Origin of the sequence: Microbacterium oxydans (assembly GCF_006540085.1) — a bacterium.
Classification (GTDB): Bacteria; Actinomycetota; Actinomycetes; order Actinomycetales; family Microbacteriaceae; genus Microbacterium; species Microbacterium oxydans.
The window spans coordinates 652,175-671,056 of record NZ_BJOG01000001.1; the positions used below are offsets into that span (position 1 = coordinate 652,175).

15 protein-coding genes are annotated in these 18,882 nt (G+C 68.9%); 8 read left to right on the forward strand and 7 right to left on the reverse strand.

The window, feature by feature from the left end; all coding sequences use genetic code 11:
• Window positions 1-160: 160 nt before the first annotated feature.
• Entirely contained in the window at window positions 161-1,471 is a 1,311-nt protein-coding gene (locus MOX01_RS03110) for a glycoside hydrolase 5 family protein (protein WP_141368322.1), read from the forward strand.
• Window positions 1,472-1,507: 36 nt separating this feature from the next.
• On the opposite strand, the gene MOX01_RS03115 is transcribed toward MOX01_RS03110, so the two are convergent.
• Entirely contained in the window at window positions 1,508-2,539 is a 1,032-nt protein-coding gene (locus MOX01_RS03115) for a LacI family DNA-binding transcriptional regulator (RefSeq protein WP_061018012.1), read from the reverse strand.
• Between the two features lie 159 nt (window positions 2,540-2,698).
• Here MOX01_RS03115 and MOX01_RS03120 point away from each other — a divergent pair, with 159 nt between their 5' ends.
• Both MOX01_RS03120 and MOX01_RS03125 read left to right on the forward strand, forming a co-directional pair.
• The gene (locus MOX01_RS03120; protein ID WP_141368324.1) at window positions 2,699-5,692 is read left to right on the forward strand and encodes an alpha-mannosidase; all 2,994 of its coding nucleotides are present in this window, start codon (window positions 2,699-2,701) and stop codon (window positions 5,690-5,692) included.
• Between the two features lie 114 nt (window positions 5,693-5,806).
• Complete coding sequence (locus MOX01_RS03125; protein ID WP_046748722.1) at window positions 5,807-6,217, forward strand: MmcQ/YjbR family DNA-binding protein; 411 nt, start codon at window positions 5,807-5,809, stop codon at window positions 6,215-6,217.
• 55 nt (window positions 6,218-6,272) lie between these two features.
• On the opposite strand, the gene MOX01_RS03130 is transcribed toward MOX01_RS03125, so the two are convergent.
• Window positions 6,273-6,860, reverse strand: a complete 588-nt coding sequence (locus tag MOX01_RS03130; RefSeq protein ID WP_046748723.1) for a hypothetical protein — start codon at window positions 6,858-6,860, stop codon at window positions 6,273-6,275.
• Window positions 6,861-6,985: 125 nt separating this feature from the next.
• On the opposite strand from MOX01_RS03130, the gene MOX01_RS03135 reads away from it, so the two are divergent.
• Window positions 6,986-8,218 carry a glycosyltransferase gene (locus MOX01_RS03135; RefSeq protein WP_061018016.1) on the forward strand — a complete coding sequence of 411 codons (1,233 nt, stop codon included), beginning with the start codon at window positions 6,986-6,988 and terminating at the stop codon, window positions 8,216-8,218.
• A 6-nt stretch (window positions 8,219-8,224) separates the two neighbouring features.
• Window positions 8,225-9,469 (forward strand): glycosyltransferase, encoded by a 1,245-nt coding sequence (locus tag MOX01_RS03140; protein WP_061018019.1) that lies wholly within the window; start codon window positions 8,225-8,227, stop codon window positions 9,467-9,469.
• A gap of 40 nt (window positions 9,470-9,509) precedes the next feature.
• On the opposite strand, the gene MOX01_RS03145 is transcribed toward MOX01_RS03140, so the two are convergent.
• Both MOX01_RS03145 and MOX01_RS19060 read right to left on the reverse strand, forming a co-directional pair.
• On the reverse strand, window positions 9,510-10,028 hold the full coding sequence (locus tag MOX01_RS03145) for a hypothetical protein (protein ID WP_141368326.1): 519 nt from the start codon (window positions 10,026-10,028) through the stop codon (window positions 9,510-9,512).
• Between the two features lie 35 nt (window positions 10,029-10,063).
• Window positions 10,064-10,225: a hypothetical protein gene (locus tag MOX01_RS19060; RefSeq protein ID WP_170224101.1), complete on the reverse strand. Its 162-nt coding sequence runs from the start codon at window positions 10,223-10,225 to the stop codon at window positions 10,064-10,066.
• Between the two features lie 85 nt (window positions 10,226-10,310).
• Here MOX01_RS19060 and MOX01_RS03150 point away from each other — a divergent pair, with 85 nt between their 5' ends.
• A complete protein-coding gene (locus MOX01_RS03150) occupies window positions 10,311-11,285 on the forward strand; it encodes a GlxA family transcriptional regulator (RefSeq protein WP_046748727.1) in 975 nt (324 codons plus the stop codon).
• Between the two features lie 134 nt (window positions 11,286-11,419).
• Here MOX01_RS03150 and MOX01_RS03155 read toward each other — a convergent pair whose 3' ends face one another.
• Window positions 11,420-12,124, reverse strand: coding sequence for an NRDE family protein (locus tag MOX01_RS03155; RefSeq protein ID WP_061015603.1), 705 nt, complete (start codon window positions 12,122-12,124; stop codon window positions 11,420-11,422).
• Between the two features lie 68 nt (window positions 12,125-12,192).
• Between MOX01_RS03155 and coaBC the strand changes: the two genes are divergently transcribed.
• Together coaBC and MOX01_RS03165 are read left to right on the forward strand one after the other, a co-directional pair.
• Window positions 12,193-13,392, forward strand: a complete 1,200-nt coding sequence (gene coaBC / locus MOX01_RS03160) for a bifunctional phosphopantothenoylcysteine decarboxylase/phosphopantothenate--cysteine ligase CoaBC (protein ID WP_061015604.1) — start codon at window positions 12,193-12,195, stop codon at window positions 13,390-13,392.
• Window positions 13,393-13,519: 127 nt separating this feature from the next.
• Window positions 13,520-15,742 carry an ATP-dependent Clp protease ATP-binding subunit gene (locus MOX01_RS03165; protein ID WP_082738409.1) on the forward strand — a complete coding sequence of 741 codons (2,223 nt, stop codon included), beginning with the start codon at window positions 13,520-13,522 and terminating at the stop codon, window positions 15,740-15,742.
• A 118-nt stretch (window positions 15,743-15,860) separates the two neighbouring features.
• Here MOX01_RS03165 and MOX01_RS03170 read toward each other — a convergent pair whose 3' ends face one another.
• Window positions 15,861-18,137 (reverse strand): ATP-binding cassette domain-containing protein, encoded by a 2,277-nt coding sequence (locus tag MOX01_RS03170; protein WP_197429156.1) that lies wholly within the window; start codon window positions 18,135-18,137, stop codon window positions 15,861-15,863.
• 64 nt (window positions 18,138-18,201) lie between these two features.
• Window positions 18,202-18,789, reverse strand: a complete 588-nt coding sequence (locus tag MOX01_RS19360) for a nitroreductase family protein (protein WP_058631747.1) — start codon at window positions 18,787-18,789, stop codon at window positions 18,202-18,204.
• Between the last annotated feature and the right edge of the window lie 93 nt (window positions 18,790-18,882).

Genomic DNA, 18,882 nt, shown 5'->3' on the forward strand with positions numbered 1-18,882 from the left:
AACGCTTTAGCAGATGAAACCATCCGATTCCGTCCCTGTCAAGACACCCGGCCGCGAGATCACTGTCTGCGCGCAGGACAGGGTGCATCCTCTGTTGCTCAAGCGTTATAGTGGTGCGAAATCCGCCCTCTCCGGAGGGCACGTCCGAAAGGTCTGACACATGACGCAGCGCGGCGCCCTCGATGCTCCTCTGAGGTTCGGGGCGAACTACACGCCGTCGAAGAACTGGATGCACTCCTGGCTCGACTTCACCCCCGACGACGTGCGTCGCGACTTCGCCACCCTCGCCGAGCTCGGGCTTGACCATGTGCGCGTCTTCCCCCTGTGGACCGTGCTGCAGCCGAACCGCACGCTGATCCGCGAGAAGGCGATCGACGACGTGCGCGCCGTCGTCGACATCGCCGGCGAGTTCGGCATGGATGCCAGCATCGATGTGGTCCAGGGGCATCTCTCGAGCTTCGACTTCGTGCCGTCGTGGTTGTACACCTGGCACGACAAGAACATGTTCACCGACCCCAGGGCGCTCGAGGGGCAGATCGCACTCGTCGACCGCCTGGGGCGAGCGCTGAGCGAGGCGCCGAACTTCCTCGGGCTGACGCTCGGCAACGAGACGAACCAGTTCTCCGCGCACACGCATCCGTCGCCCTGGCCGGTCACGCAGGACGAGGCCGGGGGGTGGATCTCCGCGCTGCTGTCGGCGGCGGAGGCGGCAGCGCCAGGGCTCCCGCACGTCCACAGCGAGTACGACGCGGTCTGGTACATGGACGGGCACGGCTTCACCCCCGCCCATGCCTCCCGTCTCGGCGCGATGACCACGATCCACTCCTGGATCTTCAACGGCACCGCCCAGCGTTACGGCGGGCGTTCCGTCGCCTCCGACCGTCATGCCGAGTACCTGATCGAGCTCTCTCGCGCCTTCGCGACAGACCCCGACCGGGTGGTGTGGCTGCAGGAGGTGGGCGCCCCCTCGAACTGTCTCACCGACGACGAGATGCCCGGCTTCCTGGAAGCGACCGTGCGCTGGGCCGTGCGCACCGAGAACCTCTGGGGCATCACGTGGTGGTGCTCGCACGACGTGAGCCGTGACCTCGGAGACTTCCCCGAGCTCGAGTACACCCTGGGGCTGATCGGTCAGGACGGCGCCGCGAAGCCCATCGGTCGGCGTCTCGCCGAACTCATCCCCGAGCTGCGCCAGCGCGTCGCCCCGCCCGCGCGGGACACCGCGATCGTGGTCGACGTCGACGAGCGTGAGGTTCCCGTGAGCCGCGCGGCACTGAGCCCAGGGGGTGCCGTGTTCCAGGCATGGGTGGACGCCTGCGCCGCCGGACTCGATCCGACACTGGTCACCTCGCACGACGCACTCGACCCTGTCGCGCTCGACGCGCGCGGTATCCGCCGCCTGATCCGCCCCGACCTCTCGGCGGATGTCGTCGACCCCTACGGCTCGGTGAACACGGTCGTTCCCGGCTGATCCGGGTCGGGCGTTCGTCTCAGCCCGTGCGAGTGCTCAGTCCGTGCGAGCGGGCGGAGCCGTGCTCTCGCGCGCCGTGAGCACGGGAGTCGGGCCCTCGACGCTCGGCAGATTCGCTCCTGCCTCGATCTGCTGCAGCAGCAGGGTGGCGGCACGCTCTCCGAGTTCGAAGGTGTCGCGGGTCATCGCCGTGATCGACGGATTGATGAGCCCGGCGATGACCGAGTCGTCGAAAGAGGCGAGGGAGACATCGCGAGGGACGGCGCGGCCCATCTCCTGGGCCACACGGAGACCTGCGACCGCCATCACGTCGTTGTCGTAGACGATGGCCGTCGGGCGCTGTCGCCCCGACAGCAGTGTCCGCGTCACCGCGGAGGCGCGTGCGGGTGAGAAGTCGGTGGTGATGACCTCGCCGTCGAGGCCGTCGGCGGTCATGCGCTCGAGCACCTGGGCCCGCAGTCGCGTGTGCTCGAGCTCGGCAGGCCCAGCGACGTAGGCGATGCGGGTGTGTCCGAGCGCTGACAGGTAGGAGAAGAGGGTCTCGGCCACGGTGTCGTCGCCGATCCAGACGCTGGGCACCGAACCCTCGGGGGAGGGCTCCGACCCGATCATCACGGCGCGGGCGTCGAGGGCTTCGATGCGCCCGACCCTGGGATCGTCTTCGCGGGGGTCGATGAAGATGAACCCGTCGACCTGATTGGAGGAGCGCCACTGCCGGTGCACCTCCATCTCCTCCGCGACATCGGCGACGAGTCGCAGCTGCAGGCTCACCTTGCTCTCCGACAGACGCGATTCGATGCCGGCGATGAGGTCGGTGAAGAAGGCCTCGGAGCCCAGGGAACGAGCGGGGCGGGCGAGGGCGAAGCCCACCGTGTTGGCGCGCGCGCCGACCAGTGCGCGCGCCGCGGAACTCGGCTGCCAGCCGTTCTCCTCGACGATCGCGAGGATGCGGTGCCTGGTCTCCTCGCTCACGCCGGGGCGCCCGTTGAGGGCGAAGGAGACGGCACCGGGGGACACGCCAGCCATGCGCGCGATATCGGCGATCGTGACGCGTTTCGCCGGACTCATAGTCCCTCACCCTACTTGATCGGTTTAGCCTCGGGAAAGAAGCCGGATCGTGCCCTAGACTCGTGCACTAGATCGCTTTAGTACAACAGATAGCATTCAGTCACAGCGCATCACCGCAGACCCGAATCAGCCCTCACCGTCGAGCCCGGAGACCCACTCATGCATGACGACACCTCGCTCACCGTCGGCCGCGTCAAGCGCGTTCTCGAGGAGCGCATCCGCCCGGCGATCCACTCGGCCTCCGCGCCGCTCGGCGTCGAGATCCACGAGCTGCCCGGCGAGCCCATCGCCCCCGCCGAGGGACTCGCCCTCGACTACGCGCCCGGCGTCGTCGGGACGCCGTGGGGGCCCGCCTGGGGCACCACCTGGTTCAAGCTCACCGGACGCGTCCCCGCAGAGTGGGCGGGCCGCCGGGTCGAGGCGCTCATTGACCTCGGCTTCGACGTGAACATGACCGGCTTCCAGTGCGAGGCCCTGGCTTATCGTCCGGACGGCACGCCGATCAAGAGCATCAACCCGCGCAACCAGTGGGTGCCGATCGCCGAGACCGCCGCGGGTGACGAACCCATCGAGCTGTACCTCGAGGCGGCGTCCAACCCGGTGCTGCTGGACTACCACCCCTTCCTGCCGACGCAGGAGGGCGACATCCTCACGTCCTCGAAGGAGCCGCTCTACCGCGCCCGCCGGATGGACCTGGCGGTGTTCGAGCCCGAGGTGTTCGACCTGTCCCTCGACCTCGAGGTGCTGTTCGAGCTGCAGGCGGAGCTCCCTGCCACGTCGCCGCGCCGCATGCGCATCCTGCAGGCCATGGACGACGCGCTCGACGTGCTCGACCTGCAGCACATCGTGGAAACCGCCTCCGACGCCCGCGCCCGACTCGCCGACGTGCTGGCCGCGCCCGCCGAGGCGAGTGCGCACCGCATCTCGGCCGTCGGTCACGCGCACATCGACTCGGCCTGGCTGTGGCCGGTGCGCGAGACGATCCGCAAGGTCGCGCGCACGACCTCGTCCATGACCACGCTCATCGAGGAGCAGCCCGAGTTCCAGTACGGGATGTCGAGCGCGCAGCAGTACGCCTGGATCAAGGAGCACCGCCCCGAGGTGTGGGAGCGGGTCAAGGCCGCGGTCGCCGCCGGACGCTTCCTGCCGCTGGGCGGCATGTGGGTGGAGTCCGACACCGTCATGCCGACGGGAGAGTCGCTCGTGCGGCAGTTCTCGCACGGGCAGCGCTTCTTCGAGCGCGAGTTCGGCATCCGCTCGAAGGGCGTGTGGCTGCCGGACAGCTTTGGCTATTCGCCGGCCCTTCCGCAGCTGATGCGCCGTGCCGGGTTCGAGTGGTTCTTCACGCAGAAGATCTCGTGGAACCAGCAGAACGTGTTCCCGCACCACTCCTTCCTCTGGGAGGGCATCGACGGCTCGCAGGTGTTCACGCACTTCCCGTCGATGGACACCTACAACTCGCAGCTGAGCGGTATGGAGGTGGCGAAGGCCTCCCGTCAGTTCAAGGAGAACCGCCTCAGCTCGCGGTCGATCGCTCCGGTCGGCTGGGGCGACGGCGGCGGCGGCACGACCCGTGAGATGACCGGCAAGGCCGAGCGTCTGCGCGACCTCGAGGGCAGCGCGCAGGTCGTATGGGAGCACCCCGACGTGTTCTTCGACGCCGCCAAGGCCGAGCTGCCGAACCCGGCGGTGTGGGTCGGCGAGCTCTACCTCGAACTGCACCGCGGCACGCTCACCAGCCAGCACGCCACGAAGGCCCTGCACCGCTGGGCCGAGCACGCTCTGATCGAAGCAGAGCTGTGGGCCGCCACCGATGCCGTGCGCACCGGTGCCGAGTACCCGCAGGCGGAGCTCGACCGGCTGTGGCAGGCCGTACTGTTGCACGAGTTCCACGACATCCTGCCCGGGACATCGATCGCGTGGGTGCACCGCGAGGCCGTCGCCGTGCTGTCCGACGTGCTGTCGGATGCGCGCGACATCGCCGACGCCGCGCGCCGGTCGCTCGCCGGCGAGGGTGACCGCGAGCTGCGGTTCGAGCCGAGCTCGGTCGCCGGTGGTCGGGCGCTGGGCGCCGCGTTCGTGGGGGAGTCGACGGTCGCACCCGTGACGCTCGTCGAGGAGGCCGATGGCTGGCGGGTCGAGAACGACCTCGTGTCAGTGCTCGTCTCGTGCGAGGGGCTGATCGTGTCCGCCGTCGACAAGGCGTCGGGCAGGGAGACGGTCGCCGCAGGCAGGGCCGCGAACCTGTTCCAGTTGCACCAGGACTTCCCGAACATGTGGGACGCCTGGGACATCGACCGGTACTACCGCAACAGCGTCGACGACCTCACGGGGGTCTCCTCCATCGAGGCATCACTCGTGAACGGTGTCGCGCAGATCGTCGTCGTGCGCCCGTTCTCGGAGTCGACCATCACGCAGACGATCGTGCTCGCGCCGAAGTCGCGCACCGTGCTGCTGCGCAATGACATCGACTGGCACGAGACCGAGAAGCTGCTCAAGCTGGCGTTCCCGCTCGACATCCAGGCGTCGCACACCGAAGCCGAGACCCAGTTCGGCTACCAGGCGCGCGTCACGCACACGAACACCAGCTGGGAGGCCGCAAAGTTCGAGACCTCGATGCACCGGTTCGTGCTCGTGCGCGAGCAGGACTTCGGTGCGGCCCTCGTGAACGACTCGATCTACGGGTACGACACGACGCGCGAGGTCGGCGAGGACGGGGTCACCACAACCGTGCGGCTCTCCCTGCTGCGGGCGCCGCGCTTCCCCGACCCGGACACGGATCACGGTCCCCACGAGATCGAGGTCGGCTTCGTGATCGGCGCCGACGCCGCGATCGCCACAGCCGAGGGCATCCGCATCAACAGCCTGCCCACGGTTCTCCGCGGGGCGCGCGAGGTCGAGCCGCTGGTCTCGGTGCAGGGCGAGGGCATCGTCGTGTCGGCCGTGAAGCTCGCCGACGACGGTTCCGGCGACGTCATCGTGCGTGTGTACGAAGCGCTCGGGCGTCGTGCGGTCGGCGAGCTGTCCGTGGGCTTCGACCACAGTGAGGTGCGCGAGGTGAGTCTGATCGAGGACGAGATCGACGATGCACGGACGGGCGGTGCGCTGCGACTGCGTCCGTTCGAGGTGCGGACGCTGCGTATCGTGCGTTGAGCATCGCGCGTTGAGTATCGTGCGCTGAGCCCGCGTGTGCTCCTGCTCTCGCGTGTGTGGGTGATGTGCGCGGACCCGTTGTAGTGGCAGGGCGAACGGGTGCAGGATGGCGGGATGGTGAGCATCGACGATGTGCGCGCGATCGCCCTCGCCTTGCCCGGCGCCGAGGAATCCGTCGGCGGTCACACCGGAGCGGCGGCCTGGCGGCTGAAGAGCGGCCAGTTCGCGTGGCTTCGCGGACCGAGAACGACCGATCTGCGACAGCTCGCCGAGGCCGGGCGTGAGTGGCCCACCGGTGATGTGCTCGCGGTGCGGGTCGCCGACCTCGAAGAGAAGGATGCCCTTCTGGCCGCCGAGCCGGATGCGCTGTTCACGATCCCCCACTTCGACGGCTACCCGGGACTGCTCGTCCGTCTCGATGCCGTCGACCGGGGCCGGCTCGAAGAGATCATCACCGATGCATGGCTGGCGCGTGCCCCTGCGAGAGTCGCGAAGGCATGGTTGGATTCGCACGGACTGGAATGACGCGGGATGCGATCCGCGGCCTCCCGGGAATCACACGGGGAGCGGGAGAGCGATGTCAGGCAGGCGGCAGTCTCAGCACGTCGGGGGACTCGCCGCCCGTGAGGTCGTCGGCGATGCGGAGGCTGCGCGCGAGGTCGTCCAGCGCGCCGATCAGCGTGCCGAACCGCTCCTTGTCGCTGCACACGGCCGTCAACGTCACCAGGTGCGTACCCGTGTCCCAGGTGTACGTCGCGAACGGCGGCGAGGCGGGCGACGGCGGCATCGGGACGAGCAGTTTCTCGCCGACGCCGAGCCTCGTGGGGAAAGACTCCGTGTCGTCGTAGTCCATCGGCATCGAGGCCCGGGCGATGCGCACATCAGGCGTCAGGACCTGCGCGGTCGCCATCGCCACGACCAGCTCGGGCTCCGCCTTCCACGTCCACACCAGCACGCGTCCGTCCGCACGCTTCATGAGCATCGGCGCCGCCTGGCTCATCGCCCACGCGCCGAACCTCGAGCCGGGTCGTTCCGTCGCTCCGACCGCGGCGTTGACCTGGCCGAGCAGCATCCGGATCGCCGCCTTCCGGTGGCGGCGGCCCTTCCAGCCGAGCGAGTCCGTCACGGGAATCCACAGCTGGGGATCGGCGTCGGCACTCAGTCGCATGACTCCACGGTAGCCGGTGCGTCTGAGTGATGCCCGGTACGCCTCGGCGGCACGATCAGGGCCCTCCGGTAGAGTGGCCAGCGCCCGACCAGGGCTCTCCCTTGGCCGCCACATCGTAAGGCAGCATGTCTGTGACCTCCTCCGACGATCCGATCGATCCGTCGAGCGGCTCCGCCGCCGAATCCGCGCCCCGACCGTTGAAGATCGTGATCGGCTGCGACACGTTCGCGCCCGACATCAACGGCGCCGCCCGCTTCGCCGAGCGCCTCGCCGCCGGCCTCGTGCAGCGCGGACACGACGTGCACGTCGTCGCCCTCAACCAGGCCTACCGCCGCGCCGAGCCGCGGACCGAGGTCATCGAAGGCGAGCCGATGACCCTGCACCGGCTGCCGTCGGTCCGCTGGCCTCCGCACGACTGGCTGCGTTTCGTATGGCCCTGGCGCTCGAAGCACTACGCCCGCAAGGTGCTCGACCGGGTGCAGCCGGACGTGGTGCACATCCAGTCGCACATCGTGATCGGTCGCGGACTGGCGCGCATCGCCCACGAGCGCGGCATCCCCGTCATCGCGACCAATCACGTGATGGCCGAGAACATCCTCGATCACACGACCATGCCCAAGTTCATCGACGACCTGGTGCTGAAGTTCGCCTGGGCCGACGCGAAGCGCACGTTCGACCTGACCAGGGCGATCACCACGCCCACCCGCCGTGCCGCCGACTTCCTCGAGAACACCGTCGAGGTGAAGGGGGTCATCCCCGTCAGCTGCGGTATCGACCGTTCGCAGTACACGCCGGTCATCGGTCCGCGCGAGAAGAACCGCATCGTGTTCGTCGGACGCCTCACCGCCGAGAAGCAGGTCGAGGTCATCCTCCAGGCCATGACGAAGCTCGACCCCGCGCTCGAGACCACGTTCGACATCGTGGGCGGGGGCGACCAGCGCAAGCAGCTGGAGCACCTGACCGCCCAGCTCGGTCTCTCCGACCGGGTGACCTTCCATGGGCGCACCACCGACGAGGAGCTGCGAGCCCTGCTGTCGCGGGCGAGCCTGTTCGTGATCGCCTCGATCGCCGAGCTGCAGTCGATCGCGACCATGGAGGCCATGGCTTCGGCCCTGCCCGTCGTCGCGGCCGATGCCGTGGCCCTCCCGCACCTGGTGCACGACGGCGAGAACGGCTACCTGTTCGAGCCGGGGAATGCCGACGAGCTCGCTGCACGCCTCACCGACGTGCTCACGGCGGAGCCCGCGGAGTACGAGCGGATGCAGCAGGCCTCGCTCGACGGCGTCCTGATCCACGACATCAACCGCACCCTCGACACCTTCGAGGCGCTGTACCGCGACGAGCCGCTGCCGGAGTAACCCGCCATGCACATCGTCTTCTTCGGCGATCAACACCTCGACTCCCTCGGGGGAGCGCAGGTGTCGATGCGGCTCCAGCGGGAGTTCCTGGAACGCGCCGGTCACACCGTGACGGTCGTGGCTCCGAAGATGCACGGATCGCGCGCGTCGGCCGGCACCCACGGCGGCGCGTACGTCGACCTGCCGTCGATGCCGATCACGACGGATCGCGAATACTCGATGAGCTGGCCGGGGCGCGGCACCGATCGCTTCCTCGACAAGGCCATGACCCGCCGTCCGCCCGTCGACCTGGTGCACGTCCAGGCCGACTTCTGGGGAGCCTTCATCGGACACCGGTATGCGCAGCGCCACGGCATCCCGGTCGTGCACACCATGCACAACCGGGTCGACGTCGGTATCGCCGCCGTCACTCCGCTGCACCGCCCGGTGCTCGCGGCGCTCAACGCCTGGCGCGGCATCGCCCTGCGCGGCATCGCGATTCCGTCGAAGGGGGGATACCCGGCGAAGGGAAGCGACGGGTGGGCGTTCCTGCGCGGCCTCGCCGCCGGGGCGTCCGCCGTGACGGCCCCCTCGACGCACTTCGCCCGCCGCCTCGAGCAGCACGACGTCTTCCCGCACGTGGACGTGATCTGGAACGGCATCGACGACGACGTCCGCGAGCAGACGCTCGCGGACAAGCCCGCAGACCGCGTGCCGGGGAGACCGCGGTTCGTCTGGCTCGGCCGGATGAGCCCGGAGAAGCGCCTCCTTCCGTTCCTCGAGGCGTTCGTCGCTTCGGGAGTCGTCGCCGATCTGGAGATCATCGGGGGAGGCGCTCAGCGCGCAGCCGCCGAGAAGATCGTCCGCGCACGCGACGGCGTGCACTTCGCCGGACGCCTCACCTACCCGCAGACGTTGGCGCGCATCGCCGCCGCCGACGCGCTCGTGCAGACGTCGATCGGCTTCGAGACCCAGGGGATGACCCCTTTCGAGGCAGCCACCCTCGGAACGCCGTCGGTGATCTGCGACCCCGACATCGCCGCGGAGCTCGGCGGCGGGCTGTGGGCCGTACCAGAGCCGGATGCGGAAGCAGGATCCGGGGTGGAGCGGGAGGCTCGCCGACGCGTCGCGCTGGCTGAGACGCTGCGACGTGCGGCAGACGACATCGCGCGTGGGGCGGCTCCTGTTCCGCTGCCCGAGGTGGCCGAGGCGTTCCGACAGTCATCGCGCACGGCGGCGATGGTCGAGGTCTACGAACGGGTGCTCGCATGATCACGACGGCGCCGGCAGTCGTGTCTTCGAGCAGGCAGCCTCAGAAGAACTGGTAGAAGAGCGACGACATCCAGGTGGTCGCCATGCCGATGGCGCCCACTCCGGCGATGCCGATCGCGATGCCGGCGAGCAGGTGCGGGCCGGGCCGGCGTACGGCGACGAGCCCGAGGATGAACGCCAGGACGTATGCGACGAGGCTCACCACGCCGACCAGGCCGGAGAGGGCGTTGTACCAGCCGTAACCGTCAGCGGCGAAGTAGGCGAACGGCGCCGTCAGCGAGATGACGAGATTGACGGCGAAAGCGATCACCGCGATGAGGAACGCGACCCTTCCGAGCGGGTTCCCCGTGTCAGCGGGGTGCTGCGGCGCACCATAAGACGGAAGCGGTGCCGGCGGGTACTGGGGTGCTGCGGGGTACTGCGGGGCGGGGTGCTGCGGGGCGGGGTACTGCGGGGAGGGGTTCTGCGGTGCTGCGGGGTTCTGCGATGTCGTCGGGTACTGCGGAGACGCGGGCAGGTGCGGGGCGGGGGGACCGGAAGGTCGCTGAGGCTCGCTCATGACGACGAGCGTAGCCCCCGCGGTCATGGTGCTGGTCAGCGATAACCGTGCCCCGACTCGGCCTGCTGCCCGACATCGCGTTCTGCGAGGCGCGTCCAGTCGGTCGGGGTGCGACGGTATCCGTCGCGGCGCAGTTCGACGAAGGTGGCGATCGTGGCCCACGCGGCGAGGGCGAGGAGTGCGATGAGGAGTATCATGGCAGAAACGCTACGTTCGATGCCGAACCGCCACGAGTGGCAGAATAGACTCTGAACGTATGAAAACTGCCAACCGGGAGTGTGTATGAAGACGGTCGCCTGTGTCATCCAGGACGGGTTCGCGCCCTTCGAGTTCGGCGTCGCCTGCGAGGCGTTCGGCCTCGACCGCGCCGATGACGGGGTGCCGAACTTCGACTTCCGCATCGTCGCTCCCCGTGCCGGCGTCGTGACGTCGAAGATCGGCTTCTCGGTGAACGTCGAGCACGATCTGGCCTTCGCCTACGAAGCCGACCTCGTGGTGTTCTGCCCTCTTCCCCGGGAGAACTGGGGCGACGTGGATCCGCTTCTGGTCGACGTCGCCCGCCATGCGGTCGACCGCGGCGCGTGGGTGATGAGCGTGTGCAGTGGATCGTTCATCCTTGCCGCTGCCGGGGTGCTCGACGGTCGACGCGCCACCACGCACTGGATGTACGCGCACGTCATGGCCGACATGTATCCGCAGATCGACATCGACCCCGACGTGCTGTTCGTGCAGGACGGCAAGATCATCACGAGTGCCGGCACCGCGGCGGGCATCGACGCCTGCCTGCATCTGCTCCGGCAGGAGGTGGGTGCCGAGCTCACCAACCGCATCGCCCGCCGGATGGTCGTGCCCCCGCAGCGCGACGGAGGCCAGGCACAGTTCATCGATCGCCCCATCCCCGTCGTCCCCACCGATTCGCTCGCCGCGGTCGCCGACTGGGCTGTCGAGCACCTGCGCGAAGACCTCGGTGTCGACCAGCTGGCGGCCAGGGCCCTCATGTCGCCGCGCACGTTCGCCCGCCGGTTCAAAGCCGAATACGGCGCGACGCCGGCGGCCTGGCTCGCGCGTCAGCGCATCATCCACGCGCAGCGGATGCTGGAGCGCACCGACCTGCCGCTCGAGCACATCGCCGACGAGTGCGGATTCGGTTCAGCGGCTGTGCTGCGGCAGAACTTCGCGAGAGTGCTCGGGCTGACCCCCACCGCCTACCGTGCGCGGTTCTCCTGTGCCGAGGAATCCGCGGTGCCCGCGGCCTGAGCCGGGCGGGTCCATCACGCAGCCGGATTCAGTGTCCAGGCCGGATTCAGTGTCCAGGCCGGATTCAGTGTCCAGGCCGGATTCAGTGTTCAGCCGGGGTCGCTGCTCAGCCAGGGTCAGTGTTCAGGCCGGATTCAGTGTTCAGACCAGTGCGCCGGTGCGGGCAGTGCGACGTCGCGCACCTCGACCCCGTCCTTGGTGACGGCGGCGATGCAGTAGAGCAGGGACTGCGTGGGGTAGCCGTGCGGCCGGTTGTCGCGGATGATCGCCCTGTCGTCTTCCGGAGGGAGCGCGGTCGAAGATGCGAGCAGGGCCGTCCACTCGGCCGTCCAGTCGTCGCTGTCGGCGGTCGGACCCAGGGCGCGGAATTCGGGCAGCCACGCCTGGATCCGCGGAGTCGTCGCATCGTCGAGATCGTCGTGCGCGATCATGTGCGTTCCGGGCTCGATGGGTGTTTCGCGAAGCTCGACGCCGTCCCACGAGAGCACTCTCGCGCCGGCGGGGCCCACCTCGAGCAGGTTGAAGCCGTGCATCGGCAGCGGTGCGACCGGCGATCGGCCCGTCACCGACTCCAGAGCGAGGGCGCCGCGGGACACCGCGTGAGCTGCGGGGAGGTCACGCACGTCCGCGCGGTTCAGCAGCACGGCGAGTCGTCCTTCTGCCGGGTTCGCGGCCAGCCACGCGCCGCCCGCTCGGCGGTCGCGGATACCCACCACGCCCGGAAAGTCGTCCGGCCACCACGCTCCGAGGGAGTCCCAGGTCCGCAGCGGGTCTTCGTCGCGGACCGCCAGAAGTCGTGCGGATCCGGCATTCTCGACATCGATCACGACCGTGCACACGGCATCAAGTCTAGGTCGGCGGAACGATCGTCGGCCCGCGACGGTGGATGCTGGGGCAGAATCGAGACGTGAACATCGTGGTCGGAGTCACAGGCGGCATCGCCGCGTACAAGACGGTGCATCTGGTGCGCCTGCTCACGAAGGGCGGCCACGACGTGACCGTGGTGCCCACCGCGGATGCGCTGCGCTTCGTCGGGCTGCCTACATGGGAGGCGATCAGTCGTCACCCCGTGACAACGAGCGTGCACGAGGATGTGGCACGGGTGCGGCACGTGGCTCTCGGTCAGGCGGCCGACCTCGTGATCGTGGCGCCGGCGACCGCGAACTCGATCGCGAAGATCACTGCCGGGCTCGCCGACGATCTCCTGGGGACCACCCTGCTCGCGACCGAGGCCCCGGTGCTGATCGCTCCGGCGATGCACGCCGAGATGTGGCGGAACAGGGCGACACAGGCGAACATCGCGACCCTGCGGGAGCGCGGTGTGCACCTGGTGGGTCCTGCCGACGGTGAGCTCGCCGGTGGTGACAGCGGTCCCGGCCGGATGTCGGAACCCGAGGAGATCTTTGCCGCCGCGCAGGCGCTGCTGGCTCCCGGTGACCTCGCCGGCGTGCGGGTGGTGGTCTCGGCCGGCGGCACTCGCGAGCCGATCGATCCCGTGCGTTTCCTCGGCAACCGCTCCAGCGGCCGGCAGGGTGCGGCGCTCGCCGCGGAGGCGGCCGCTCGCGGAGCCGAGGTGACCCTGGTGTCGGCGAACATCTCGGGTGACGTGCTCGCCGATGTGCGGCATCCGTCGATCCGCGTCGTCGGCGTGGGCTCCGCGATCCAGCTCGCAGAGGTGATGAAGCGTGAGGCCGCAGAGTCGGACGTGATCGTGATGGCCGCCGCGGTCGCCGACTACCGACCGGTCGCGGTCTCGGAGCGCAAGCTCACCAAGGAGGGCGGCGGGGTACCCGCCATCGAGCTGATCGAGAACGAGGACGTCGTCGCAGCCCTGGCCTCTGCACGTCGCCCGGGTCAGCTCGTCGTCGGCTTCGCAGCCGAGACTCCGGAGGACGAGGCCGAACTGCTCGCTCGCGCTCGCGGCAAACAGCAGCGCAAGGGTGTCGACCTGCTGGTGGTGAACGAGGTCGGCTGGGAGCGCGGGTTCGAGAGCGCGGAGAATGCCGTGCACATCCTGGGCCCCGGGGGTGCGGTGGCGGCGACCGTCTCCGGCTCCAAACGCGCTGTCGCGTCCGCGATCTGGGACGCGATCGGACGGGAGCGCTGACGAGGCGGACGGACTGGAGGAGAATCTCGGCGAGTGCTAAACTTGAGTCAATAAGACTCAACTTTGATCCCGTCCTCCGACTTGGTGGGCGGGAGACGACCAGAAGGAGCAACTCCAGGAGGAGCGCATGACCACCCCGCAGACCGGCAACCAGAACCAAGAGCAGCAGTCCGCCCTCGAGCAGTTCGGCATCAACCTCACCGACCGTGCCCGCGAAGGCAAGCTCGACCCCGTGATCGGACGCGACAGCGAGATCCGTCGGGTCAGTCAGGTGCTCACCCGACGCACGAAGAACAACCCCGTGCTGATCGGCGAGCCCGGCGTCGGTAAGACCGCCGTCGTCGAAGGCCTCGCCCAGCGCATCGTCGCCGGCGACGTCGCCGAGTCCCTCAAGGACAAGGAGCTGGTCACGCTCGACATCTCCGCCCTCGTGGCCGGCGCCATGTACCGCGGCCAGTTCGAGGAGCGGCTGAAGCAGGTGCTCAAGGAGATCACCGAGTCCGACGGGCAGGTCATCACGTTCATCGATGAGCTGCACGTGCTGATGGGCGCCGGTGGCGGTGAAGGCTCGGTCGCCGCATCCAACATGCTGAAGCCGATGCTGGCCCGCGGCGAGTTGCGATTGATCGGCGCGACCACCCTCAACGAGTATCGCGAGTTCATCGAGAAGGACGCAGCGCTCGAGCGCCGCTTCCAGCAGGTCTACGTCGGTGAGCCCACGGTCGAGGACACGATCGCGATCCTCCGCGGCCTCAAGGGTCGGTACGAGGCGCACCACGGGGTGACCATCTCCGACAGTGCTCTCGTTGCGGCTGCGGCCCTGTCGAACCGGTACCTGCCCGCGCGTCAGCTGCCCGACAAGGCGATCGACCTGATCGACGAGTCGATGTCGCGGCTCAAGATGGAGATCGACTCGTCTCCGGTCGAGATCGACCAGCTCAAGCGTCAGGTCGACCGGATGAAGCTCGAGGAGCTCGCCCTCAAGCGCGAGAAGGACGCTGCGTCCAAGGAGCGACTGAGCGCCTTGCGCGAGCAGCTCGTCGGCATGGAGCGACAGCTCGCCGAGCTCGAAGCCCGCTGGGCGCGCGAGCGTCAGGGTCTGAACCGGGTGGGCGAGCTCAAGAAGCAGCTCGACGACGCGATCACGCAGCGCGACCTCGCCATGCGCAATGCCGACTACACGAAGGCTTCGAAGCTCGAGTACGAGACGATCAAGCGCCTGGAGCGCGACATCGCGGAGGCCGAGCAGGCGGAGGACACCGCGTCGAGCGAGCCTCGCATGGTCAACGAGCAGGTGACCGAGGAGGACATCGCGGCCGTGATCGCCGCGTGGACCGGCATCCCCGTCGGCCGGTTGCTGCAGGGTGAGAGTGAGAAGCTGCTGCACCTGGAGAACGAGCTCGGCAAGCGCCTGATCGGGCAGAAGGACGCCGTGAAGGCCGTGTCCGACGCCGTCCGCCGTTCGCGCGCGGGGATCAGCGACCCCGGTCGTCCGACCGGATCGTTCCTGTTCCTCGGCCCGACCGGTGTCGGCAAGACCGAGCTTGCCAAGGCGCTGGCGGAGTTCCTCTTCGACGACGAGCACGCCATGGTGCGCATCGACATGTCGGAGTACGGCGAGAAGCACTCGGTGTCCCGGCTCGTCGGCGCCCCTCCCGGGTACGTCGGCTACGAGCAGGGTGGTCAGCTGACCGAGGCCGTGCGTCGCCGGCCGTACAGTGTGATCCTGCTCGACGAGGTCGAGAAGGCGCACCCCGAGGTGTTCGACGTGCTGCTGCAGGTGCTCGACGACGGTCGGCTGACCGATGGGCAGGGGCGCACGGTCGACTTCTCGAACGTGATCCTGATCCTCACCTCGAACCTGGGCTCGCCCATCCTCATCGACCCCGTGCTCGCACCCGATGAGAAACGCGACCAGGTGATGGCGCTCGTGCGGCAGGCGTTCCGTCCGGAATTCCTGAACCGCCTCGACGACATCGTGATGTTCTCGGCGCTGAGCGAAGACGACCTCGCACAGATCGTGGAGCTCTCGGTCGACCAGCTGCACGACCGGCTGAAGGACCGGCGACTCACCCTCGCGGTCACTCCGGATGCGCGGGCCTGGCTCGCCGAGCGCGGGTACGACCCCATGTTCGGTGCTCGTCCGCTGCGCCGCCTCATCCAGAGCGAGGTGCAGAACAAGCTCGCGACCGCGCTGCTCTCGGGCAACGTGCACGACGGCGACACGGTTCGCGTCGACGTGGCCGCCGACGGGATGGGCCTCGTGCTCACCTCGACGACGCCGGAGCCCGAGGCCGACTCCGACTCCGACGAGGATGACGTGATCGAGGCGGAGCTCCTCGAGGACTGACACGCCACGACTGAGCTGAACCGCTCGGACACAGAAGAGGGACCAGCGGGTGATCCGCGGGTCCCTCTTCTCGTGGGGTCTCGGCTTTGACGTGCGGGCTCAGCACTCTCGTGCAGGCTCAGCCGCGCAGACCGGAGGCCGCGGCGAGTGCGCGACCGGTGAGGGAGTCGTCGTCACGCACGATCTCGGACGGCGTCCCGCTGAAGATCAGGCTCCCGCCGTCGGATCCCGCCCCCGGACCGATGTCGATGATGTGATCGGCACGGGCGACCACTCGCAGGTTGTGCTCCACGACCACCAGCGTCGCTCCCTCCTCGAGCAGGTCGTCGAAGAGGAGGTTGATGGTGTCGACGTCGGAGGGGTGCAGGCCGGAGGTCGGCTCGTCGAGGATGATGCGGTCCGCCCGGTCGCGGTGCGGATCGCTGAGGTGGCGGGCCAGCAGCAGACGCTGCTTCTCCCCGCCGGACAGCGTGTCGAGCGACCGGCCGACCGGGATGTATCCCAGTCCGGTGCGCTGCACCCAGGCCAGGGCCTCGACCACGTCGGCATGGGCGGAGAAGAGGGCGCTGACCTCGGCCGGTGGTGCCGCCAGCACGTCGGCGATCGTGGCGCCGTCGACCCGCACGGCCAGAGCGGTCGGGTTGAAGCGCAGCCCGCCGCACGCATCGCAGGGGAGGGACACGTCGTCGAGGAACGCGAGCTCGGTCGTGATGTGGCCGCGGCCGCGACAGGTGGGGCACGCCCCGCGGGAATTGAAGCTGAACCAGGAGGGGTCGAGGCCGGAGGCATCCGCGAACACCGCCCTGACGGTGTCGGCGATGCGAAGGATGCTCAGGGTCGTGGATCGGACGCCGCCGCGCAGCGGTTCCTGTCCGACGACCGTGAAGTCCGGGTGCTGGCGTGGCAGCTCCGTGGTCGCGAACGAGCTCTTGCCGGAACCGGCGACTCCCGTGACGGCCGTGAGCACGCCCAACGGGATGTCGACGTCGAAACCTCGCAGGTTGTGCGAGCGCGCATCCCGCACCGTGATCCGGCCTGACGGTGCCCGTGTCGCTCGACGGATCGGCAACGGCTCGGCGAGCAGGCGCCCCGTCAGTGTGTCGCCGGCGCTGAGCTCGGCCGGCGTCCCCTCGAACTGCACGAGCCCACCGGCAGACCCCGCACCGGGACCGAGGTCGATGATGTGGTCGGCGACCGCGATCACCTGCGGGTGATGCTCGACGACGAGGATCGTGTTCCCGGCATCGCGCAGTCGTTGGAGCAGGGCGACGAGGCGCTGGATGTCGGCGGGGTGCAGCCCGGTGCTCGGCTCGTCGAACACGTAGGTGACGTCGGTGAGCGCGCTGCCGAGGTGTCGCACGATCTTGACGCGCTGCGCCTCGCCGCCGGACAGCGTCGCCGACTCGCGGTCGAGCGCGAGGTAGCCGAGGCCGACCGAGAGCAGGGCGTCGAGCGCATGACGGATCCCTTCGACCGCCGGTGCCACCCGTGGGTCGTCGAACTCCTCGAGCAGCGCGTGCAGCTCGGAGACCGGCATGCGCATCCAGTCCACGATCGAGCGCCCGGCGATGAGGCTGGCCCTCGCGGCTTCGTTCACGCGCGCGCCGCGGCAGTCGGGGCAGGTGTGATGCGTCACGAGTCGGTCGAGCTCTTCGCGCACGGAGGCTGACATCTTCACCGGACGCTGCTTGAGGAACACGTCGCGCATCCGCGTGATGACCCCGTCGAAGCGCGCGCTCTGCGGGAAACGCGGGTCGGGGTCCTCGAGCTTGAGCTTGTCGGCATAGAGGAATTGGTCCATCTCCTCGGCCGTGTAGTCCTTGAGCGGCTTCTCGCGGTCGAACAGTCCACAGTAGGCGAAGCGTTTCCAGCGGTACACGCCTGGACGGAACAGGCTGAACCGCACCGGGCCCTCGTCGATGTTCTTCTCGGGGTCGATCAGTTCATCGATGTCGATGTCGTACACCGTGCCGAGCCCTTCGCAGGTCGGGCACATGCCGGAGGGGTCGTTGAACGAGTACGCGGGGGAGTAGCCGGCTGACGGCTCGCCGACGCGGGAGAAGACGAGGCGCACGAGCGAGGCCAGATCGGTCGCGGTCGCCACGGTCGAGCGCGCGTTGCCCGTGAACCGACGTTGGTCGATCAGCACCGTGAACGTCAGACCGTCCATCGCCTGCACGTCCGGAGCGGGCAGCTGCGGCAGTCGCGAGCGGATGAACGTCGAATAGGAGTCGTTCACGAGCCGCTGCGCCTCGGCGGCGATCGTGTCGAGCACCAGCGACGACTTGCCCGAACCCGAGACCCCGGTGAAGACGGTCAGCAGCTTCTTGGGGACGTCGACGGAGACGTCGCGGAGGTTGTTCGTCCGTGCGCCGGTGATGCGGAGCATATCCATCCGCACACGCTAACGGGGCCCCCGGACAAACCGGAGACCCCGTTGACGGCGTCGGCGGGAGCGGTCAGGCGCTGAGGACGACCGTCTCGTCGATGGGGCGACGCACGCGCGGGGCGACCTCGCGCTGCTGCAGCACCTCGGGCAGGGCCTCGATGTCGCCGAACTCGCCGACGGCGAAGACCGTGACCGGCACGAACCGGGCCTCGAGGTCGGCGAACTCACGGACCACCTCGGGGTCGAAGCCGCTCATCTGGTGCACGAGCAGGCCGTCGTGGTGGGCCTGCACCGAGAAGTGCGCGACCGCCTGGCCGAGGTCGTAGAGTGCGTGCGTGATGGGGGTGCCATCGGCGGTGGCGGTCTCCGCGATCGCGACGACGAGAACCGCGGCGTTGCCGGCCCATGCCTGGTTGAAGCCCATCAGGGCGTCGACGACCTGGGCGTGGAGTGCAGTGCCGCGACGGGCGACGATGAAGCGCCAGGGCTGGATGTTGTTGGCGGACGGGCTCCAGCGGGCGGCCTCGAGGGCGGTCGCGAGCTTGGCCTCGTCGATCGAGTTCTGCGCGTCGAAGGCGCGGGGGCTCCAGCGGCCGGCGAGGACGTCGAGGACGGGGTGCTCGGTCGGGGCGGTGCGGTCGATCACGGGGGTGCTCACAGAAGTGCCTTTCGGAAGGAGTGGATCGGACTCCTTCGTCCGGGTACACGGGAGCCAACAGATGTATGTGCATGCATATTCCCGGATCGTCCG